Source organism: Williamsia muralis, assembly GCF_002735905.1.
Taxonomy (GTDB): Bacteria; Actinomycetota; Actinomycetes; order Mycobacteriales; family Mycobacteriaceae; genus Williamsia; species Williamsia muralis_A.
Map to the genome: position 1 here is coordinate 1,147,525 of NZ_PEBD01000004.1, position 21,828 is coordinate 1,169,352.

17 protein-coding genes are annotated in these 21,828 nt (G+C 65.4%); 5 read left to right on the plus strand and 12 right to left on the minus strand.

The annotated features are described in order from the left end of the window. Nucleotides 1-81: 81 nt before the first annotated feature. From glyA to CSW57_RS06125, 3 genes are all read left to right on the plus strand, one after another. Nucleotides 82-1,380: a serine hydroxymethyltransferase gene (glyA, locus tag CSW57_RS06115; RefSeq protein WP_062799935.1), complete on the plus strand. Its 1,299-nt coding sequence runs from the start codon at nt 82-84 to the stop codon at nt 1,378-1,380. Nucleotides 1,381-1,456: 76 nt separating this feature from the next. Further along, nucleotides 1,457-2,320, plus strand: a complete 864-nt coding sequence (locus tag CSW57_RS06120) for an acyl-ACP desaturase (RefSeq protein WP_099381837.1) — start codon at nt 1,457-1,459, stop codon at nt 2,318-2,320. 477 nt (nt 2,321-2,797) lie between these two features. After that, nucleotides 2,798-4,105 carry a PhoH family protein gene (locus tag CSW57_RS06125; RefSeq protein ID WP_023963065.1) on the plus strand — a complete coding sequence of 436 codons (1,308 nt, stop codon included), beginning with the start codon at nt 2,798-2,800 and terminating at the stop codon, nt 4,103-4,105. A gap of 112 nt (nt 4,106-4,217) precedes the next feature. Here CSW57_RS06125 and CSW57_RS24805 read toward each other — a convergent pair whose 3' ends face one another. Continuing rightward, nucleotides 4,218-5,822 carry a serine/threonine-protein kinase gene (locus CSW57_RS24805; protein WP_099381838.1) on the minus strand — a complete coding sequence of 535 codons (1,605 nt, stop codon included), beginning with the start codon at nt 5,820-5,822 and terminating at the stop codon, nt 4,218-4,220. Between the two features lie 212 nt (nt 5,823-6,034). Between CSW57_RS24805 and CSW57_RS06135 the strand changes: the two genes are divergently transcribed. Next, entirely contained in the window at nt 6,035-6,643 is a 609-nt protein-coding gene (locus CSW57_RS06135) for a L,D-transpeptidase family protein (protein WP_099382104.1), read from the plus strand. Between the two features lie 85 nt (nt 6,644-6,728). Here the strand turns inward: CSW57_RS06135 and CSW57_RS06140 are convergent, their stop codons facing one another. From CSW57_RS06140 to CSW57_RS06180, 9 genes are all read right to left on the minus strand, one after another. Beyond that, nucleotides 6,729-8,138 (minus strand): class II fumarate hydratase, encoded by a 1,410-nt coding sequence (locus CSW57_RS06140; protein WP_023963071.1) that lies wholly within the window; start codon nt 8,136-8,138, stop codon nt 6,729-6,731. Between the two features lie 90 nt (nt 8,139-8,228). Beyond that, nucleotides 8,229-9,236 (minus strand): class II fructose-bisphosphatase, encoded by a 1,008-nt coding sequence (gene glpX, locus CSW57_RS06145; protein ID WP_023963074.1) that lies wholly within the window; start codon nt 9,234-9,236, stop codon nt 8,229-8,231. 55 nt (nt 9,237-9,291) lie between these two features. After that, a complete protein-coding gene (locus tag CSW57_RS06150; RefSeq protein WP_099381839.1) occupies nt 9,292-11,139 on the minus strand; it encodes an NAD(P)/FAD-dependent oxidoreductase in 1,848 nt (615 codons plus the stop codon). 88 nt (nt 11,140-11,227) lie between these two features. Continuing rightward, a complete protein-coding gene (locus tag CSW57_RS06155; RefSeq protein WP_143696485.1) occupies nt 11,228-12,403 on the minus strand; it encodes a helix-turn-helix domain-containing protein in 1,176 nt (391 codons plus the stop codon). Between the two features lie 107 nt (nt 12,404-12,510). After that, on the minus strand, nt 12,511-14,760 hold the full coding sequence (locus CSW57_RS06160; RefSeq protein WP_099381841.1) for an MMPL family transporter: 2,250 nt from the start codon (nt 14,758-14,760) through the stop codon (nt 12,511-12,513). Between the two features lie 99 nt (nt 14,761-14,859). Then, nucleotides 14,860-15,462 (minus strand): DUF4245 domain-containing protein, encoded by a 603-nt coding sequence (locus CSW57_RS06165; protein ID WP_099381842.1) that lies wholly within the window; start codon nt 15,460-15,462, stop codon nt 14,860-14,862. A gap of 64 nt (nt 15,463-15,526) precedes the next feature. Next, a complete protein-coding gene (locus tag CSW57_RS06170) occupies nt 15,527-15,805 on the minus strand; it encodes an exodeoxyribonuclease VII small subunit (RefSeq protein WP_223249058.1) in 279 nt (92 codons plus the stop codon). Between the two features lie 9 nt (nt 15,806-15,814). Then, on the minus strand, nt 15,815-17,059 hold the full coding sequence (gene xseA / locus CSW57_RS06175) for an exodeoxyribonuclease VII large subunit (protein WP_099381843.1): 1,245 nt from the start codon (nt 17,057-17,059) through the stop codon (nt 15,815-15,817). A gap of 7 nt (nt 17,060-17,066) precedes the next feature. After that, nucleotides 17,067-17,660 (minus strand): lipid droplet-associated protein, encoded by a 594-nt coding sequence (locus CSW57_RS06180; protein WP_099381844.1) that lies wholly within the window; start codon nt 17,658-17,660, stop codon nt 17,067-17,069. 69 nt (nt 17,661-17,729) lie between these two features. Between CSW57_RS06180 and CSW57_RS06185 the strand changes: the two genes are divergently transcribed. Beyond that, nucleotides 17,730-18,698, plus strand: coding sequence for a 4-hydroxy-3-methylbut-2-enyl diphosphate reductase (locus CSW57_RS06185; RefSeq protein ID WP_051406676.1), 969 nt, complete (start codon nt 17,730-17,732; stop codon nt 18,696-18,698). A gap of 61 nt (nt 18,699-18,759) precedes the next feature. Here CSW57_RS06185 and mycP read toward each other — a convergent pair whose 3' ends face one another. Next, a complete protein-coding gene (gene mycP, locus CSW57_RS06190) occupies nt 18,760-20,202 on the minus strand; it encodes a type VII secretion-associated serine protease mycosin (protein WP_370623919.1) in 1,443 nt (480 codons plus the stop codon). Beyond that, nucleotides 20,199-21,683, minus strand: a complete 1,485-nt coding sequence (gene eccD / locus CSW57_RS06195; protein ID WP_099381845.1) for a type VII secretion integral membrane protein EccD — start codon at nt 21,681-21,683, stop codon at nt 20,199-20,201. The genes mycP and eccD overlap by 4 nt, the downstream gene beginning before the upstream one ends. Nucleotides 21,684-21,828 lie beyond the last annotated feature (145 nt).

Genomic DNA, 21,828 nt, shown 5'->3' on the forward strand with positions numbered 1-21,828 from the left:
TCACGACGTCGGACCCGTCTCCTAGACTGGCGGACGAGTACTCACCGCCTCTTACGCTGCTTAGCGCGCTCAAGGAGAACAATGACCGACGTCAACACCGCATCCCTGGCTGAGCTAGATCCGGATGTGGCGGCCGCGATGAACGGGGAGCTGACCCGTCAGCGGGACACCCTCGAGATGATCGCGTCGGAGAACTTCGTACCGCGCGCGGTGCTGCAGGCGCAGGGCAGTGTGCTCACCAACAAGTACGCCGAGGGCTACCCGGGTCGCCGGTACTACGGCGGATGCGAATATGTCGACGTCGTCGAGGACATCGCCCGCAACCGGGCCAAAGAACTGTTCGGTGCCGAGTTCGCCAATGTGCAGCCACATTCGGGTGCCCAGGCCAACGCTGCGGTGCTGGCTGCCTTGATGGAACCCGGCGAGACGCTGCTCGGGCTCGACCTCGCCCATGGCGGTCACCTCACCCACGGCATGCGCCTGAACTTCTCCGGCAAGCTCTACGAGAACGCTTTCTACGGCGTGAGCAAAGAGGATTTCCGGGTGGACATGGACGAGGTGCGCAAGATCGCCCTCGACACCAAGCCGAAGGTGATCGTCGCCGGCTGGTCGGCCTACCCTCGGACCCTGGATTTCGAGGCTTTCCGGTCCATTGCCGACGAGGTCGGTGCCCACCTCTGGGTCGACATGGCCCACTTCGCCGGGCTGGTCGCCTCGGGGCTGCACCCGTCACCCGTGCCGTACGCCGATGTGGTGTCGTCCACGGTCCACAAGACTCTCGGTGGCCCGCGGTCGGGCATCATCCTCGCGAAGCAGGAATGGGCGAAGAAGCTGAACTCGGCCGTGTTCCCCGGTCAGCAGGGTGGCCCGCTCATGCACGTGATCGCCGCGAAGGCCGTGGCCTTGAAGATTGCCGCCAGCGACGATTTCAAGGAGCGACAGGAACGCACTCTGGTGGGCGCGAAATTGCTCGCCGAGCGGCTCACCGCCAAGGACGTGAGCGACGTCGGCGTATCGGTCCTCACCGGTGGTACCGATGTGCACCTCGTGCTCGTCGATCTGCGCAACAGCAATCTCGACGGTCAGCAGGCCGAGGATTTGCTGCACCAGGTCGGGATCACCGTGAATCGCAACGCCGTGCCGTTCGACCCGCGACCGCCGATGGTCACCTCCGGTCTGCGCATCGGAACCCCGGCACTTGCGACTCGGGGCTTCGGTGAGGATCAGTTCCGCGAGGTCGCCGACATCATCGCGTCCGCGCTTGTCGGTGGTCAGTCGGCCGACGTCACCGCCCTGCGTCAACGGGTGTCCCAGCTCGCCCTCGACTTCCCGTTGTACGAGGGCCTCGAGCAGTGGGGTCTGCTCAGCACCACACGCTGAGCGTCGACGCCGAGCGCCCGCGGCGCGGACCCGCCGGGCATTTCGCATATCCCGGGTCGGCCTCTAGTCTGTCCGGGTGAATGATTTGACCCAGGACGAGCTGCTCTACGCCTTGGAAAAGGCGATTCCGGAGATCATGGAAGAGCACCACGCTGCTGCCGAGGCATGGAACCCGCATGACTGGGTGCCGTGGGACGACGGCCGCAACTTCGCCTTCCTGGGCGGCGTCGATTTCGACCCCGATCAGCCGGCACCACTGCCTGCCGATGCCGCAGCCGCAGTGCTCGCGCTGCTGCTGACCAAGGACAACATGCCGTCCTACCACCGGTTGATGGCACAGAAAGCATCGATCTTCGGTGCCTGGCAGCAGGTCATCGGTTCGTGGACGGCTGAGGACAACCGCCACTCGATCGCGTTGCGCGACTACCTGGTGGTCTCGCGACTGGTCGATCCCGAGGTCGCCGAGAATCTTCGGCTGCATCACATCACCAAGGGCAAACTCCAGAGTCCGGTCTCGCTGACCGACTACCAGATCCTCGACGTGATGGCGTTGCTCGCCGTGCACGAGCTGCAGTGCGTGGCCTTCGAAGAGAAGCTGCTCGCCGATTCGGACAACGAGGTGCTCACCGCCATCGTCAGCCGCATCCTCCACGACGACCGCGTTCAGGCCAAGACGTTCACCAACTTCTTGAACGCCGGCGTGGACGCCAACATCTCCGAGTTGGTCACCGCCGTCGACAAGGCGGTCTCCGAGATGGAACTGATCGGTGCCGACGTGGACAACTTCGGTGATCTCGACCTCATCGCGAAGTACAACGCGGATGCATCGACTTATGTCGCGTCGACATTGGTCGCTGACCTCAAGCTGCAGAGCCTCGGCGGGCTGAGCGACAAAGACGAGGCCGCACGGCAACGGATCCTGGCGGCCGCGGGCCTGTAGTCAACCGGTCTTGGCGCGAAAGCCCAAGAACAACGATCTGGTTCAATGGCCGCCGTCTCTCGCCACTGCGGCAGCCGGATCGTGGCCGTGGCCTTTGCGCGCTCCTGGCAGCCCGGATTAACTCGGTGAAAGCCCGGTCTTTGTCGGTGATCGAGGGTGTCACGGTCATCGCTGTCCGCACGGCAACGCCCTAATCCGGGCAAGGAACAGCCTGCTGTCACCCCTTGGACAGTTAACCGATTATTCACGGACACGCGTGGTTTCCGACGAGCCGACACGCCGCACTCGGCGTACTTTGACGAGTGACGGGCCGCGGGGAAGTGGTTCGTCCGGGAGGTTCGATCGTTGACTTGCTTGCGTGAGTGCGAGGGGACCGGCCCCGGTCCTTGTGGACGTGGCAACCCTGCCACTTCTGCCAGAACCGACCGGTCCAGCAACACCAGTCGAAGTGGTGCCACTTCGTCTTAGGAGCCCTTCGTGACCACACGCGATGCTCGTACCTATGTCCTCGACACCTCGGTGTTGCTGTCCGACCCTTGGGCGGTAACACGATTCGCCGAACACCACGTGATCTTGCCGCTGGTGGTCATCGGTGAACTCGAGGGCAAACGCCATCATCATGAACTGGGCTGGTTCGCCCGTGAGGCGTTGCGGATGCTCGACGACCTCCGCCTCGAGCACGGCCGGCTCGATCAGCAGATCCCGATCGGGGATCTCGGTGGCACCGTCCAGGTAGAGCTCAACCACACCGATCCGGCAGTCCTGCCGGCGGGCTTCCGCACCGACACCAATGATTCGCGAATTCTGGCTTGCGCGTTGAATCTTCGCGCCGAGGGCAAGGATGTGACGCTGGTGTCCAAGGACACCCCGTTGCGGATCAAGGCCGGAGCGGTGGGTCTGGCTGCCGACGAGTATCACGCTCAGGACGTGGTGACGTCCGGTTGGTCGGGTATGACCGAACTGGACGTCGATTCTTCGGTGATCGACACGTTGTTCGCCGACGGCGTCGTGGATATCGATTCAGCCCGAGATCTGCCCTGCCACACCGGAATCCGGTTGCTGGGAACGAATTCGAGCGCCCTCGGTCGGGTCAACCCGCAGAAGCAGGTGCAGTTGGTCCGGGGGGAACGTGAGGTGTTCGGGCTGCGTGGTCGCAGTGCGGAGCAGCGTGTTGCCCTCGATCTGTTGCTCGACGACAGCGTGGGCATCGTGTCGATGGGCGGCAAGGCCGGCACCGGCAAGTCTGCTCTCGCCCTGTGCGCAGGTCTCGAAGCGGTGCTCGAGCGGCGAACCCAACGCAAGGTGGTCGTCTTTCGTCCTCTGTATGCCGTTGGTGGACAAAACCTCGGTTACCTTCCGGGCAGTGAGTCCGAGAAGATGGGGCCCTGGGCGCAGGCCGTGTTCGACACCCTGGAAGGTCTCGCGTCCACGGAGGTGATCGAGGAGGTCCTCAGTCGTGGCATGCTGGAAGTCCTTCCCCTGACCCACATTCGGGGCCGTTCACTGCACGACTCCTTTGTGATCGTCGACGAGGCGCAATCGCTGGAGCGCAATGTCCTGCTGACGGTGTTGTCGCGCTTGGGATCTGGTTCGCGTGTGGTGCTCACCCATGATGTGGCCCAGCGCGACAATCTCCGTGTCGGCCGGCACGACGGTGTCGCTGCCGTGATCGAAAAGCTCAAGGGACACCCGCTTTTCGCGCATGTGACGTTGACGCGTAGCGAGCGGTCGCCGATTGCGGCCCTCGTGACGGAGATGCTGGAGGAGTTCGCGCCGGGAGCGTAGCGAGCGGGCGAAATGGACTCGGCGCGCCGGGAGCGTAGCGAGCGGGCGAGGTGCGGCAGATCGCATGTGATGCGGTCTGCCACACCTTTCTCGTAGTGCCCGGCGGTGGGTGTCAGCAGTTGTCGGGCGAGATGGGGATGTCGGGGTCGCTGGTGGTGTCGAGCACTTTGCCGTAGCGCTCCGGGTAGGCGGGGAGCGCGGCGCAGACTGCCGATCGTCCTTGTCCGACAACCACATAGGCGGCATAGATCAGGTTTCCGCTGTCGTCGCGTGGTCGCAGTGACGGGCACGACTGGTCGGTGCGTAGGTATCGCGCGCCGGGGTAATTGTCCAGGGCGGCGGCCATGTCGCTGCGGTATCCGGCTGGATCGGTGGAGTTGGCGACCACGATGATGCCGGTTCCGTCGCATGCGGGAGTGCTGATCGGTGTCGCCAGTCCGAGGTCGGCAGCGTTGGGTACCTGCTGAACCGAGGGCGTCGAGGTGGTGGCCTGCACCCGCTGCGACTGTTCGGCCTGCTGTGGGGGAAGTGGTGCCGGTCCCAGGGCGGACTGAGTGATGGTGGTGACACGCGTTTGAGGTCCGGGGTTCTGCTCGCCGGCAGCGGCGGGTCCGTCGTCCGACTTCGGCCAGAGGACTGTTGCCGCCACCGCGGAGACCGCGATGACGAGGACGGCGAGCAACCCGAGGATCAATGGCGTGTGAGACCGGCCGGCCGAGGGTGACGGCGGGTGTGGTGGTCCCGCGGGTCCCGGGTACCCGGGGCGCTGCATCACGGTCGGCGCCGTCGCGGCGGACGAGATGTGGTCCGGCGGTGGGGTGGTGGTGCCGTATGGGTTCGTCGGCGGTACGGAGGGCAGTCCGAGCAGGGTGGGGGCGTGCTGCGCGTCGTGTTGGGTGTGCGCGGCGGGGGGCGGGGATCCGGGCGTCGGTGGAAGATCCATGGCGGCGCTCAGTTCGCGAGCGAACTCGCCGCACGAGTTGTAGCGGTCGCCGGGTTCGGTGGCCAGAGCGCGATCGAGAACGGGACGGATGGTAGGAGGGATCTCGCGACCGGCGCCAGGAGGCGCACCGGTCAGCAGCGCGAACACAGTGCACCCGAGAGCGAACACATCGGCTCGGGCATCGACGGGCAGGCCGCGGAGCTGTTCGGGCGCGGCGTAGGCCATCGTGCCCACCACAGCGCCTGTCGAGGTGAGGCCGGCGACGTCCGAGGCCGGGCGCGCGATGCCGAAATCCATGAGCAGTACGCGGTGCGGGATGGATTCGGTGAGCATGATGTTGCCGGGTTTGACGTCTCGGTGCAGGAGCCCCTGTCCGTGCGCGTAGTCGAGTGCGGCGGCCACCTCGGTGGCTATCTGGACCACCAACGCGGGCTTCACGCCGCGCGGGTAGATGGCCAGCAATTCTGCGGCGTCCGTCCCTGGCACGAAGTCCATGCTGATCCACAGGTTGCCCTGGAACTCTCCGCGGTCGTGGACGGTCACGATGCCGGGATGCCAGAGTTGGGCCGACAGATCGGCTTCGCGGATGAAGCGACGGCGAAACTCTTCGTCGGAGGCGGTACTCGACCCGGGGAGGGACGCCGGGAGAACTTTGAGGGCGTCCGACCGCGGGAGGCGCGGGTGCTTGGCGAGGTAGACCTCGCCCATTCCACCCGCACCGAGCTGACGTTCGATGGTGTAGCCGGCAAAGACGCTGCCCGATGCGAGCGGCATGAAAACCCCCGATTTTCTCCTGTGGCGACCGGCATCGAAGCACTTTCCCCTCGTGTACACGGTCGGCAGTGATCAGATTAGTGCAACCTTGTGATCGCTCTGAGACGCACTACGAAGCACCGTCCTGGCATACTCACGTGGTGCTGATGTTGTCTGTGAGGCGTATGTGGTCAGTGTTGTCACTGCTCGCCGCCATATGTGTCGCAACCGCGATGGTTGCTCCCACCCCTGCCGGTGCTGTCGAGGTGGTGACCCCGCCGGCGTTCCCGACCTCGACCCAGATGATCACGGTGAGTTCGGCGACAGTAACCGACACGACCGCGACCCTGACGGCCTGGGAGCGCGACGATGCAGGCACCTGGACCGCGGTCATCGGACCAACCGAGGCTCATCTCGGTGCGGAGGGGATCGGCATTCCCCGCGACAACGTCTGGCGGACGCCGATGGGCGTGTTCGCGCTCGACCAAGCCTTCGGCAACCAGCCGAACCCCGGAACCGCGATGCCTTATTTCCAGGCGGACGACCAGGATTGGTGGGACGCCCTGCCGGGGTCGCCGACGTACAACACCCATGTGCGGGCACCACAGAGCCCGGGTGGCGACAGTGAGCACATCCTGTCCACCGGTGAGATCTACGACTACGTCGTGAACATCGCGCACAACCCGCAGCGGGTACAGGGCTACGCGTCCGGCATCTTCCTGCACGTCACCAACTACGAGCCGACCTGGGGCTGTGTCGCCATCGATCGCGACATCATGCGACAGATCGTGCAATGGCTCGACCCGGCCCGTCAGCCCGTGATCAACATCGGGCTCGCCTGACCCACATACACAAAAGTGTGCCCTTTTGGCGAGGATAACCCCAGGTGGGGCTCGCCAAAAGGGCACATTTTCGGGATTGGGGTGGCTACCGCTCGCGGTCGAGATTGGCCATCTTGAGCACGTCGAGGCGCTTGTCGAGTTCTTCTTCGCTGAGCTTGTCACCGATCAAACCGCGGTCGATCACGGTCTGGCGGATGGTCTTCTTCTCCTTCAGTGCCTGCTTGGCCACTGCGGCTGCCTCTTCGTAGCCGATCGCGCTGTTGAGCGGGGTGACGATCGAGGGCGACGATTCTGCGAGGGTCTTGAGACGCTCTTCGTTGGCCTCGAGACCGATGATGCAACGGTCGGCGAACAGTCGGGACACGTTGGCGAGGAGTTTGACCGACTCGAGTACGTTTCGCGCCATCATCGGGATGTAGACGTTGAGCTCGAACGCCCCGTTGCCACCGCCCCACGTGACCGCCGCGTCGTTGCCGATGACCTGCGCGGCGACCTGCGTAACAGCTTCGGGCAGAACCGGATTGACCTTGCCGGGCATGATGGAGCTGCCGGGCTGCAGATCGGGCAGCTGGATCTCACCGAGACCGGTCAGCGGGCCTGAACCCATCCAGCGGATGTCGTTGGCGATCTTCGTGAGCGAGACCGCCACGGTCTTGAGTGCACCCGACAACTCGACCAGCCCATCGCGCGCGGCCTGGGCCTCGAAGTTGTCCTTTGCCAGCGAGAGTTCGTTGACACCGGTCAGATTGATCAGTTCGGCGACGACCTTGGTCCCGAACCCGTCGGGAGCGTTCAGACCGGTACCCACCGCGGTTCCACCGATGGGCAGTTCGCCGACCCGGACCAACGTGGCCGAGACGCGCTCCGCCGAAGCCTCGAGCTGACGGGCGTACCCACCGAACTCCTGGCCGAGGGTGACCGGCACCGCGTCCATGAGGTGGGTGCGACCGGACTTGACGACCTCGCGCCAGGCAGAAGCCTTGTCGGCCAAGGCTTCCTGCAGATGCTGCAGGGCCGGGATCAGATCGGTGACCGCGGCTTCGGTCGCAGCCACGTGGGTCGCGGTGGGGAAGGTGTCGTTGGACGACTGCGACATGTTGACGTGATCGTTGGGGTGGATCGTGACGCCGTTGTTCTTTGCGATCGAGGCGATCACCTCATTGGCGTTCATGTTCGAGCTGGTACCCGACCCCGTCTGGAACACGTCGATCGGGAACTGATCGTCGTGTTTGCCGTCGGCGATCTCTTTTGCTGCCGAGATGATCGCGTCGGCCTTGTCACCGTCGAGCAGGCCGAGATCCTTGTTGACCTGAGCACATGCCGCCTTCAGTAAGCCCATCGCGCGGATCTGGGTGCGCTCCAGGGGCCGGTGGCTGATCGGGAAGTTCTCGACCGCGCGCTGGGTTTGTGCTCGCCACAAGGCGTCGATCGGCACCCGGACCTCGCCCATGGTGTCGTGCTCTATCCGGAACTGTTCGGCAGGTGAGTCGCTCATGCCTCGATACTTTGCCACCCGTGGTGAGGGTGCCCGAAGGGCACCCTCACTGTGCTGCGGCTCCGCAGAGCGGAGCGCCGCTCGGCGGGATCAGTCCTGGAAGGTGTTCGCGGCGATCTCGGCGACCTTCTGGCGGGTGTGACGGCCCTCGACGGTGCGAATGGTGCCCGAGCGCGAGCGCATCACCAGCGAGCGGGTGGTGGCCCCGTTCGCCCGGTAGCTGACACCACGGAGCATGTCGCCGTTGGTGACGCCGGTGGCGCAGAAGAACATGTTCTCGCCGCTGACGAGGTCTTCGGTCTTGAGTACCCGATCGAGATCATGGCCGGCGTCGATGGCCTTCTGCTTCTCGGCCGCGTTGCGTGGCCACAGTTTGCCCTGGATCTCGCCGCCCATACATTTCATCGCCACGGCGGTGATGATGCCCTCCGGGGTGCCGCCGATGCCCATGAGCATGTCGACGGAGCTCTCCTCCTGGGCTGCGGCGATCGCGCCTGCTACGTCGCCGTCCGAGATCAGTCGGACCTTGGCGCCCGCGGCGCGGATCTCGCCGATCAGACCTTCGTGGCGCTCACGGTCGAGGACGACGACGGTGAGGTCGGCGACCTCGATGCCCTTCGCCTTGGCAACAGCCTGGACGTTGAACTCGACGGATTCGTTGATGTCGACGACGCCCGCCGCATCGGGACCCACGGCGATCTTCTCCATGTAGAAGACGGCAGACGGGTCGTACATGGTGCCGCGCTCGGACACTGCGAGCACGGCGATCGAGTTGGGGCGACCTTCGGCCATCAGGGTGGTGCCGTCGATCGGATCGACGGCCACGTCGACCTCGGGACCTTCGCCGTTGCCGACCTCTTCGCCGTTGTAGAGCATCGGCGCTTCGTCTTTTTCGCCTTCGCCGATCACGACGACGCCGCGCATCGACACGGTGGACAGCAGTTGCCTCATCGCGTCGACCGCGGCGCCGTCGCCGCCGTTCTTGTCGCCTTTACCGACCCAGCGGCCCGCGGCCAGAGCGGCCGCTTCGGTCACGCGCACCAACTCCATCGCCAGGTTGCGGTCCGGGGCCTCGAATTGGTGGGAATCGGCTGACATGGAGGGCCTCCTGGGATCGCGGCGAATACTGTTGGAGGCCATCCTTTCATGCCCGTTACTGCAGGTGGTGCACCGGTGCCTGGCCGTAGACGTGCACGTTCATCCCTGCCTCGCGGGCTTTGAGCTGCAACGCGAGGTAGCGCGAGTAGTGCCGGGACTGGTGCAGATTGCCGCCGTGGAACCACAGGTTCGCCTGTGCGGTGGGCTTCCACATGTTGCGGAGCTCGCCTTCCCAGGGCCCCGGGTCCTTGGTTGTTCCCGATCCCAGCCCCCAGCACTTGCCGACCTTGTCGGCCACCTCCTGCGAGATCAGCTGTGCAGCCCAGCCGTTCATCGAGCCGAACCCGGTCGCCATGACGATCAGATCGGCGTCGAGCTCGGTGCCGTCGGACAAGATCACCGAGTGCGAACGGATCTCGGTGATGTGGGCGGGTGCCTTCAACTCGACCTTGCCGTCGGCGATGAGTTCGGAGGCGCCGACGTCGATGTAGTAGCCCGAGCCGCGACGCAGATACTTCAGGAACAACCCCGATCCGTCGTCGCCGAAGTCGAGCATGAACCCGGCGGCCTCGAGACGGTCGTAGAACTCCTTGTCCTGCTCCCGGATCGTGTTCCATGCAGGGATCTGGAAGTCGGCCAGCAGGCCGTACGGAATGGACCCGAAGATCAGATCGGCCTTCTCGTGGTCGATGCCGTTTGCGAGTGCCTCCTCCGAATAGAGCGGACCGAGCACCTCGCGCATCAACGACTCGGACCGCACGATGTGTGTGGTCGACCGCTGGATCATCGTGACGTGGGCGCCGTTCTCGTACAGGTCAGCGCAGATGTCGTGTGCGGAATTGTTGGCTCCCAACACAACAGCCTTCTTGCCCGCGTACTTCGCGCCACCGGTGTGCTGCGAGGAATGCACCAGATCACCCTGGAAGGTCTCGGCGCCGGGAATGTCGGGGATGTTGGGGATGCCCGACATACCGGTGGCCATCACCAGCTGAGTCGGCCTGAGCGTCAAGGGTTGTCCATCACGTTCGAGTTCGACCGTCCACTCCTGGGCGGCGTCGTCGAACGAGGCGCGGCGGCACACGGTGTTGCTCCAGTAGTCGAGCTCCATGATCTTGACGTAGCTCTCCAGCCAGTCGCCCATCTTGTCCTTCGGGGTGAACACCGGCCAGTCGTCCGGGAAGGGCAGATAGGGCATGTGGTCGTACCACACCGGATCATGAAGGGACAGTGAGTAATACCGGCTTCGCCATTGGTCGCCGGGCCGGGGGTGTTTGTCGATGACCAGTGCCGATACCCCGAGGCGCCGGAGCCTTGCGGCCAACCCGATGCCGCCCTGCCCTCCGCCGACGATGAGCACGTACGGCTGGGCGGTGGTGCCGAGCGATTGCTGCTGTTCGGTTCGCCGGTCGAGCCAGTTCTTACGCCCGGGGACCACACCGTGTTCAGCCCCTTTGATGCGCCGGGTTCCCTTGCTCTCGGGGAACTCGAGGAGTTCCTGCGCCGAGGTGAGGAAGGTCCAGCACTTGCCGTCGCGCAGGCGCATCAGACCTTTACCCCGCAGGACCGGGGTCGTGAACGTGTACCACGCCTCGATCACTCGACTCGTTTCGTCTCCGTCGGTGTCCTCCCCGGAGCCGGCTGCCTCTGCAGCTTCACCGTCCAACTGGAAGTTGCCAGGTGTCGAGTGCGGCAGGGTCGCGGCGAGCATCTTCGCCAGATCGTCCTTGCCCTCGGCGGTGGTGAGGTTCCAGCTCAGCGCCACCAGGTCGCGCCAGTAGCAATCGCCGACAAACAGTTCGGTGACAGCACTGACGTCGCCGGTGTCGCGGGCATGTGCAAGGGCGCGTTCCAGATCGGTGAGAAAAGCCTGCGCCGTCTGAGTAGGCGAGACGGTGGTGGTCATGTACAACTCCTTCGCGTGAGGTGGATCACACCTGACGGTAGGGGTCGATGTGGACGCCCGGGAGGGTTGCAGGAGGTTGCAGCGAGGGTCAGATGACCGAGGCGGGGACCGTCAGCCGATAGGGCCGGGTGGCCAGAAGCGGGCCGAGCGTGCGGCGGATCCGCGAGATCTCGGCGCGAACGCTCACCGTGTGATCACCTGGTCCGTACAGCCGGGCTGACAGCTCCCTCGCGCTGAGCCCACCGGGATGCGCTGCGAGGACTCGCAACACGTCGAACTGCCGTGGGGTCAGCGGGTGTGAGGTGTGGTCGTTGTCGTCCGCCGAGATACGGGCACACGGTGGTTCGGCGGTGAGCTCGAGGGTGATGAGGCGTTGGGTAGATCGCTCGAGCTGCCACAGATCTCCGACCGGGAGGCTGTCGAAGTGTCCGAGGCTGGGGATCCAGACGGTGCCGGGGCGCAGTCCGCCAGGGACGAACAGCCGTTCACTGACCGCGAGGCCCCGGGTGGCGACGACCCAGCCGCCGCGGTCGAGAATCAGCGCATCGACGCCGCCTGGCTCGAGCAGGCCGGCCGCGGCCTGGCTATGGGTTCGGAGACTCTCGCGGTGCAACGACCGTAGTTCGGCATTGATGGCGTCAAGCGTGGAGCACACCAGCGACAGCGTGTGCGGGTGTGCAGTGCGCAGGCCGCCGGAGAGCGTGACCGCTCCGAGCACCGAATCGTCTCGGGGGTCGATCAACGGCCCGCCCGTGCACACCCAGCTGTGGTGATCGGGGTGCGCGTGCTCGGACCCGAAGATCTGCACAGGTGACCGGTCGGCGAGGGCGGTGCCCAAACCGTTTGTGCCGACGGCGTTCTCGGTCCACGACGCGCCCTCGACGAAGCCGAGCGTCTCGGAGCGTCGACGCACCTGCGGTGGGCCGGCCACCCACAGAACCACGCCGTCCTTGTCGCAGAGCACGAGTTCGGTGGCGGTGTCGGTGCAGCTGGCCAGCAACCGTTCGCGTAAGGCGTCAGATGCGTGGGTGAGCAGTGGGTCCGCCCGCCGCCGATGAGCCACCTCGTCTGCCGGTCGATGGTCGGGATCCTGGTATCTGCGCGGCTGCCGTTCCCATGATCTCGCCACCTCTTTCCGGACGCCGGTCGGGATGGCACCCGTCGCCGACCACTGCTCGAACATCGCGTCGAGCTGTCGCATGTGGACACGCGGGTCCTGGTCGATACGCAACGCGCTCGACGGGCGGGTCAACGGTGACGACACAGGGTTTCTCCGGCTCTGATGGACACCGTGATTCTACGTGAGCCCGGTCACACAGCACTCACCCCCGTCGACATGTCGACGGGGGTGAGGTGACCGGTGAAGCCAGATCAGTCGGCGGAACCGACGGTGGCAGGCTGCGGCTTGTCGTTGCCGGCGTCCGAATCGATCGGGATCTTCCGGATCGCAGTGCCCTCCATGTCGACATTGGGCAGGACCTTGTCGAGCCACTTGGGCATCCACCAGGCCTTGTCGCCCATGATCGTGATCACCGCAGGCACGATCACCATGCGCACCACAAACGCGTCGAAGAACACGGCCGCCGCGAGAGCGAAGCCCATCATCTTCGAGCTGGTGTCGGGTGCCAGCATGAACGCCGCGAACACGGCGATCATGATGACGGCTGCCGACGCGACCACCCGGGCACCGTGCTTGTAGCCGATGATCACCGACTCCTTGGCGGACAAACCGTGCACGTACTCCTCACGCATACGGGTGACCAGGAAGACCTGGTAGTCCATCGCCAACCCGAACACCACGCCGATCATGAAGATCGGCAGGAACGAGATGATCGGCTGGGTGTGCGTGATCAACCCGAAGTGGCCGAGCTGGAAGATGGCCACCGTGGCACCGAATGTCGCGCACACCGAGAACAAGAAGCCGATGGTCGCAGTCAGGGGGACCAGGACGGAACGGAACACGACCATGAGGATCAGGAAGGCGAGTCCGACGACCAGGACCAGGTAGGGGATCAGCGCTGAACTCAGCTTGGCCGAGATGTCCGACATGATCGCCGTCTGCCCACCCACGTTGAGGGTGACGCCCTCGGCATCCGTGGTCGAGGAGTAGTCGCGGATCTGTTCCATCAGATCGTGGGTCTGCGGACCGCTCGGTGACTGCTGCGGCGTGACCGAGATGAGAGCTGACGTCGCGCCGGCCTTCGTGTCCAGTTTGTTCGGACCGTTACCCGTCCAGGTCAGCTGACCGGGGTTGGCGACGTTCTGCAGGGTCTTGATGTGCTCGACCGTCTGATCAGCCGCAGCGGCGACGGACCCGCCGTCGGTGTCGTTGAGCACCACCAGGAGTGGGCCGTTGATACCTTCACCGAATCCTCGCTGCAGCAGTTCGGTCGCGGGGACCTCGGCATCGGTTGTCGATGACAGCCCGAGCTCCAACTTCGACATCGGCAAGGCGACCACAACAAGCGCGAGCAGCGACACGACCGCGATCGGCCACGGGTATTTCGTCACGAACTTCGCGAAGCGATGACCGTTGGACATCGAGTCCTCGGGCTCATCGCCGTGACGGACCTTGGGGATGCGCGGCGAGAAGGCGAACCGACCGAATGCCCCCAGCAATCCCGGGATCAGTGTGATGGCGCCGAGCACCGCGATCAAGACCGCGAGTGCCGCCGCCAGACCCATCTGCGAGATGAACGGGATACCCACCACCGACAGTGCGGCGACGGCGATCATCACCGTGAGACCCGCGAACACAACTGCCGAACCAGCGGTTCCGACGGCACGGCCCACGGCGGCCTCTCGAGTTCCGCCCAGGTTCAGTTCGCTGCGATAACGGGAGACGATGAACAGTGCGTAGTCGATGGACACCGCGATACCGAGCATGGTGATGATGCCGGTTGCGCTCTCGTTGATGTTGAACACGCCGGCGCCCAGGGTGACCAGCATGATGGTGATCATCACGCCGAGGATGCCGGTGATGATCGGGATGAATGCCGCCACGATGGCACCGAAGGCAACGATCATCACCACGAACGCGATGACGAATCCGAGCATCTCGGCGGTGCCGCCCTGCTCGAAGACCTGCATCAGCGACCCGGTGCCCTGGACGTCGAGACCGCCGACTCGGAACTCCCTGAGGATGTCCTCGAATTGCTCCTTGTCCTCGAGGGTGAGGTCTTCGACGTTGATGTCCTGATCGACCTGCATCAAACCGACCCGGCCGTTGTCGCCGAGGACGTTGGGGGCCAGCGCCGGGTCGGCCGCGGCCACCTCGACCGGGTTGATGATGGTGTCGGGCGCGACCAGGTCGGGCAACGTCCTGAGTTTCGCGACGAGCGCGTCGATGTCCGCGGTGTGCGCCTCGAGCCCGTTGTCCGCGGCGACGAGAACACTCGTGGACGCCTTGAACTGCTCGTCGTTGATTGCCGGGAAGTTCTCCTTCATCAGGGACATCGCTTTGTCCGAGTCGGTACCCGGGAGCTCAAAGTCCTTGGAGAACTTGGGATTCAGACTGCTCACCAGTGTGATGACCAGGGCCGCAAGCAATAGCCAACTGACGATCACCCACCATTTGTGCCTAAACGAGAATCGTCCGAGTCGATACAGAAACATTGCCATAGCGCCAGAGCCTATAGCCCTAGGGCGACAACAGTCCTCACCCGGAAGATTGATATTCAGGGAACATCCGGGCCGACGGGTCGGCCCTGGGTCGGACAACTATCCGGTGGGGAGAACTCGTTCGTTCGAGTTGGCGCCCGGCAGCGGCGAGGCGGCCAGTACCGCTGATGCCAGTGTCGAGAAGTCGTCGTCCTTCGCCTTATTGGACTTCAGTCCGATCCGGACGTCGCCGAGGTCGGTGACCCACACCGTCCGGCCACCGTCGGGTTTGCCATAGGCAACCCATTTCCGGCCACCGACATCGCGGGTGCCCGCGCCGAGCAGGGTCTCGTCGTCCGAGAGGTATCCGACCACGGCATCCTGGGTCGCATTCGTCTGGCTGAGCTGAATGTAGACGCCGTTGGCCGTGATGTAGCCCGCATTGGAGACGACGGTGTTCTCCAGTGCGACGGTGGTACCCGAGTTGGGCTTCCAGTCCGCCGGTGTCTGGGGCAGCCGGATGGGGAAGGTGACCGATCGGGCATCGGCGCGGAGTCCGTTCGCGACGTCGTACGCCGGGACCTTGTCGTCGCCGGAACCGCCGGTCAATCCGACCGAGCAGTTGCCGGACACGACCGCGATGAAGGCACACAGCAACAGCAAGGGGATCAACGACCAGATCATGTCCTTGTTGTTATTGAGGATGCGGGGTTTTGCGGCCACGATCCGAGTATTGCAGGCAGCGGCGATCGGTCATAAACGCCGAGTACGGGGCAGTGGTGCCCACTCAGTCCTGATCGTCGAAGTCGTCGTCTTCGTCGTCGGCGTCTGCAAGGTCCTCCTCGGAGCCCAGGACTGCCTCGATGCGTTTGCGTGCGCCCTCGAGGTGTTCTTCGCACCGGCGTGAGAGGGCCTCCCCGCGCTCCCACAGTTCCAGGGACGCATCGAGGTCGAGGCCGCCCTGTTCCAGGGTGCGCACGACGACGATCAACTCATCGCGTGCCTGCTCGTAACCCAGTTCCGATACCGGGACCGGTCCTTCGATGTCCTGCTTCTTCGCTGCCACGTCTGTCCTCTACTTCTCCACGCCCATCACCGCTGCACGGGTGGCGCCGTCGGCGACCCGCACCCGGAGCTGGGTGCCGATCGGCATGTCCAGCACCGAGCTGACCACGTGTGGGTGGTCATCCGGTGTGGTCGTACTCGCCGAGCCGGGCACCCGCTGAACGACGGCGTATCCACGCGCCAATGTCTGGGCCGGACCCAAGGTAGCCAATCGCGCCGACAGATGCTCCACACGCTGGTCCTCGTGTGCGACGAGCCGCGCCACGTCACGGCGGATGTCCGAGGCCGCGCGATCAAGCCATGCGCTGCGTTCATCGATCATGCGGAACGGGTGCGCGAGCACCGGGCGTCCACGCATGGCATCGAGGCCGCGGACTTGTGTGGTGACCCAATTGCGTAGTGCTCCTGCACTTCTGGATCGCAGGTCACGGATCATCGCGAGCTCTGAGGCGACGTCTGGCACCACTCGCTTGGCCGCATCGGTGGGCGTTGCCGCCCGAAGATCGGCCACGAGGTCGAGCAAGGGCGAGTCGGGTTCGTGCCCGATCGCACTCACCACCGCTGTGGTCACCTTGGCCACCGCGCGACACAGGGCTTCGTCGGAGAACGGCAGCAGGTCCTCGACACTGCCGCCACCCCGGGCGAGGATGATCACGTCGACGTCCGGATCGGCGTCCAGCTCGGCAAGATGCCGCAGAATGCGGGGGACCGCGGTCGGTCCCTGAACCGGCGCGTCGCGGATCTCGAAACGCACTGCGGGCCAACGACTCTGTGCGACCGAGACGATGTCGCGCTGCGCTGCGCTGGCGCGGCCGGTGATCAGTCCGATGGTTCCGGGCAGGAACGGGAGCGGACGTTTGCGAGCCGAGTCGAACAGGCCCTCAGCGGCGAGGAGTTGTCGTAGCCGCTCGATGCGGGCCAGGAGCTCGCCGATCCCCACCGGCCGGATCTCGGTGACGCGGAGCGAGACGGTGCCCCTCCCGGTGTAGAAGACCGGGCGGCCGAGCATCACTACGCGGGCGCCCTCGGTCAGTGGAACCTGGGCGCGGGTGAGCAGATCGGGGTTGCAGGTCACCTGGATCGAGATGTCGGCGGCGGGATCACGAAGGGTGAGGAAGGCGGTACGCGTGCCGGGCCGTCGATTGATCTGGGTGAGTTGGCCCTCCACCCAGACCTGCCCCAGTCTGTGTAGCCAGTCCGCGATCTTGGTGTTGATGGTGCGAACCGGCCATGCCGTGTCGGGCGTATTGCTCACCCGGGTACTACTTGCTCGCGGCGGTCACACGATTGTCGAGCATCGTCAGGAACGGTGCCCGCGCGCGATGGGACCTCTCATACGCCGCGAGGTCCTGCAGTTCGCTCAAGCCGACCGTCTTCAACTTCGCGCGGAGCTGCGCCAGGGTGAGCTCGTTGTAGTCGAGCAGTTCGACGATTTCCGGGTCGTCGTCGGACGGTGTCGTCGAGACCGGTTGCACATCGTCGGTGTCGATGTCGGGCGCCGAGCTGTACAAGGCGAACCGTCCGGCTCCGGCAGCCGGCGCGGCGCTCTCGCCGGAGTCATCGGAGTCGTCGGAGGGAACCAAGGTGGGCGCGGACGGAGGTGTCAGATCGTCGTCTTCGTCGAAGGTCGCCCACTCCGGCTCCTCTTCGTTGTGCCCCAGCAACGCGTCGAACACATCGTCTCCCTTGATCGCCATCTCGGCGATCTGCTGCTGGAAACGCATCAGAGTCTGGAGAGTCTGACTCACGGCGGTCATCGGAAGTGTGATCGCGGTGGTCGGCAGTTTTCGAGTCTCTTCCAGCACCGTTACAACAACCCCGGCGGCGACCCTTGCGGCATAAGGTGGTCGGATCATCCCATTACTGTGCCTCATGCCACCGGTGGTGACCACCAGGAGGGTCGTATTGCCCGTACCCTGGACACCATGAGTTCGGCCGAAATCAGCCCTGGAGGCAAGACAGTCCTGCTCGCCGAGCCGCGCGGCTACTGCGCCGGTGTCGACCGAGCCGTCGAAGCGGTGGAAAAAGCGCTCGAGAAGCACGGTGCGCCGGTGTACGTGCGTAAGGAGATCGTGCACAACCGCCACGTCGTCGAGACGCTCGCCGACCGTGGCGCGGTGTTCGTGGACGAGACCGACGAGGTGCCCGAGGGTGCACTCGTGGTGTTCTCTGCGCACGGTGTGTCACCGGCGGTCCACGAGTCCGCCGCGGAACGCAACCTACGCACCATCGATGCGACATGCCCGCTGGTCACCAAGGTGCACCAGGAGGCCAAGCGTTTCGCGCGCGACGACTACGACATCCTGCTCATCGGTCATGAGGGCCATGAGGAGGTCGAGGGAACCGCCGGGGAGGCGCCCCAGCACGTTCAGCTGGTCGACGGACCCGACAGTGTCGACGCGGTGACGGTGCGCGACGAATCGAAGATCGTCTGGTTGTCGCAGACCACGTTGTCCGTCGACGAGACGATGCAGACGGTGTCACGGTTGCGGGAGAAGTTCCCCCTGCTCAACGACCCTCCGAGCGACGACATCTGCTACGCCACGCAGAACCGTCAGGTGGCGGTGAAGGCGATGGCGCCGAAATGCGATCTGGTCATCGTGGTGGGTTCGAGGAACTCGTCGAACTCGGTGCGGTTGGTAGAGGTGGCCCTCCAGGCCGGCGCGCGCACGTCCTACCTGGTCGATTACGCACGTGACGTGGACCTGACCTGGCTCGAAGGGGTCGAAACCGTTGGCGTGACGTCGGGTGCATCGGTGCCGGAGGTGCTGGTGCGGGGTGTTCTCGATCTGCTCGGTGAGCACGGATACAACAACATCGAGAAGGTCACCACTGCCGAGGAGACGCTGACGTTCGCATTGCCGCGCGAGTTGCGGCCGGCGCGCGCGAAGTAGCCGAGTACTCGGCACTGATCCGAGTGGTGCCGGAGCATGTGCGGGGCTGGTGAGCCCGAGCTCAGTATTCTTCCGGTTCCAGCCGCCGTAGCCGTCGAGCAGGCAGGGACACTGCCCATCCTGCGACCAGTATCACCGCGCAGACACTGCCGCCGATGATGGCAACCGTGCGTGCGGAGTGGTCGGGCGCCGGTGGTCGCACCGGAGGCGGAATCGCTTGCGACGCAGTCCAATCAGACTTCTCAGGGGGTAATTCGTACGTCAGGGCGGCAACCGCGTCGACAACTCCGTGGCCCACGGTGTTGTCGCGTCCGGTGCCCGGCGAATGCGCCGTCCTGGTGATGCGCTCGATCACCTCTGCGGCACCGAGTTCGGGGAACCTGGATCTGACCAGCGCCGCCACGCCCGCGACGTAGGGCGCGGCGAAACTGGTGCCCTCCACTCGGACGGGGCCTTTCTCGGTGGACTGGGCATCAACGATCCGTCTGGATCCGCGGGCGCTGTCAAGACTGACGATCGCGGTTCCGGGAGCGGCGACCCCCACCCATGGTCCGGCCAGACTGAAGGGCGCCGGAGCCCCGCCGACCGAGTCGACCGCGGCAACGCTCAGCACATAGGGCGTGTACCACGCGGGGCTGGCGACCGTGGTGACCGTGTCCCAGCCGGCGAGGTCGGGGTCTGCCGGGTCCGGCGGCGGATTCTGCTGCGCACACTGGGAATTGCTGACGAGGTTGCCCGCAGCCGCGACCACCACGACATCACGGTCGAACGCGTACTTGACGGCGGCTCCCAGCTGCGCGTCGTGGAGGTCACCACCGGCGGGGCCGCAGGCCACCTCGGAGATGTTGATGACGTCGGCGCCGAGGTTGACCGCACGCACAACGGCGTGTGCGAGGGTCTGCACCGTGCCGAATCCTGTTCCGACGGTTGTCTTGTCGCGGGACTCCGAGCGTCGGTCCTTGGCGACGAACGCGGCGCTGGACTGCCGGATCGCGATGATCGAGGATTCGGGGGCAACGCCGCTGAAGGCGTCATCGGGGGACGGAACCGCAGCGATGATCCCCGCCACCAACGTGCCGTGGCCGTCGCAGTCCTCGGTTCCGTCGGTGCGGGCGACGTAGTCGCCACCGGCGGTCAGTCGCGGCAGCCGCGGATGGCGGGTGACGCCGGTATCGATCACCGCGATCTTCTGCCCGGCTCCTCGGCTGAACCGCCAGGCGTCGGGTAGTCGCATCATCGTCTGCGCTGCCGACGGGACCTGCGGATCGGTGCCGGGCGAGAGCACCGGCTCTGCGCACAAGGTGTCCTGCTCCGTCGGTTCAGGCGGACCCACGGGTGCGTCGCGGATGAGGGCACGCGGATCGATCGAGGGCGGCGTGATGCCATGTGCCGGGACGGGCATGCTCGCCAGCACCACCAGGAACCCGACGGCCGACAGTGCTGCGATGCGAACGCGCTTGGATGGGGGGCGAGGATGACAACGGGTCGACGCCGACGCACTCACAGGTCGCGGACCGCTGCGTAGAGATTCATGATCCAGAACATCAAGGGAACGATGGTCGCGATCAAGAGGTACTCGCTGATCTCCACTGTTCGCCGCACCACGGGCGAGAAGCTGGACCTCGGGGCAACCACGCCGCAGAGCAGCGCCGCCACGCTCACCACTGCTGCCGCGCCGGCGGCCACGACGACATGATCGCCCGGTCCCAGGGCAACTTCGCTTACCACGACGGCGAAGCCGATAGCACCTGCGGCGATGAGGACGGCTGCCTGGGCGAGGTCGGCGTGTGATCTGCCACGTAAGCACAGGACCGTGGAGATGATGAGGGCGAATACCGTGCAGCGCCAACTGAAGTCGTCTGCAGGGTAGGCGACCAGGGCGATGCCCGCGACCGCTGCGGCCGCAGTGCCGGCGATGATGCCGGTGAGGTAGCGACCGGCGGTGTGCGCGCGGAGTTCGAGTGCGGCTGCCGACGGCAATGCCATCGCCCCGATCGCGCCGATGCCCTCGATGGCCGGGCGAGGCGCCGAATCGGCCGGGTCGATGGCGGCCCCGGCTGTGGGAACCGGCGGCAGTGGCAGTCGGGCGAGGGCGATCGTGAGGCGGGGCGCCATCGAGATGGCCAGTACCGCCCCAGCGCAGAGCGCTGCCCCGACCCGCACGGTGCCGGGCGACCACAGCAACTGGGCCGCTGCGGCGGCGGTGGCGAAGGTGGTGGCCGTGACAATCGCGGAATGGATCAACGGCCCAGCTGTGGAGACCCGGTAGGAGAGCACCGCGACGACGGCGGCGACACAACCACCGAGGGTGAGGTGGGCGGCGCCGAAGTCCCCGGGAGGCAACATCATTCCCGTCGCGAATGCGAGAGGGAACGAGCACAGCGAACACATCGCCGCTGTCGAGCGGTCGAGGTAGAAGCGACCCACGACAGTTCCGGCGACAACGAACGCCAGCGCCAGTAGTCCGGTGACGATTGCAGGCCACAGGCCGCCGTGCGCATTCCGTTGCTGGAGGAGCGCGAGAGCGCTGAGGGTGGACGCGCCCACGGCCACCGTGTAGCCCATCGCCTGTGCCGCGCCCGCCGACCACCCGCTGGACTGGGCTCCACCCAGGCGCGCCACCGCATCGATGACGTCGTCGAACAGAACTGCGGTCTCGCGCGCCGGAACGGACCGGAGGATCAGCAGGTCCCCGTCGCGCACGCCTGCCTCGGCGAGACTGCGTCCGGGCGCGATGGGCTCGTGGCCGACCCGGGAGAGCGTCCAGTGGTCGCGAACAGGTCCGGGACGTGCCTCCGAATCGTCGGTCTCCGGTGCCCGGGAGGTGATGAGCGACACCAGATCCGGGATCAACGCCGCAACGGGAACCGCGGCGGGTAGCCCTACGTCGAATTGGGTTGTGCCCCCGATGACGGAAACACGTGCAAGCGCCGGTTCGATGCCGGCAGCAGCATCCAACTCGGCCAAGAGATCGGCAGCGGTCATGAATTTCCCCCCAAGGTCCCCACCAGTACCGAAGACCATAGCGAATGAGACCGACAACCGTTGCCGTCGGATGACGTTTTCGCACCCTTGCGGGTGCCGCCGACGGAGTGATGGTGAATGATGGGCGGCCGGGGGAAGTTTCTGT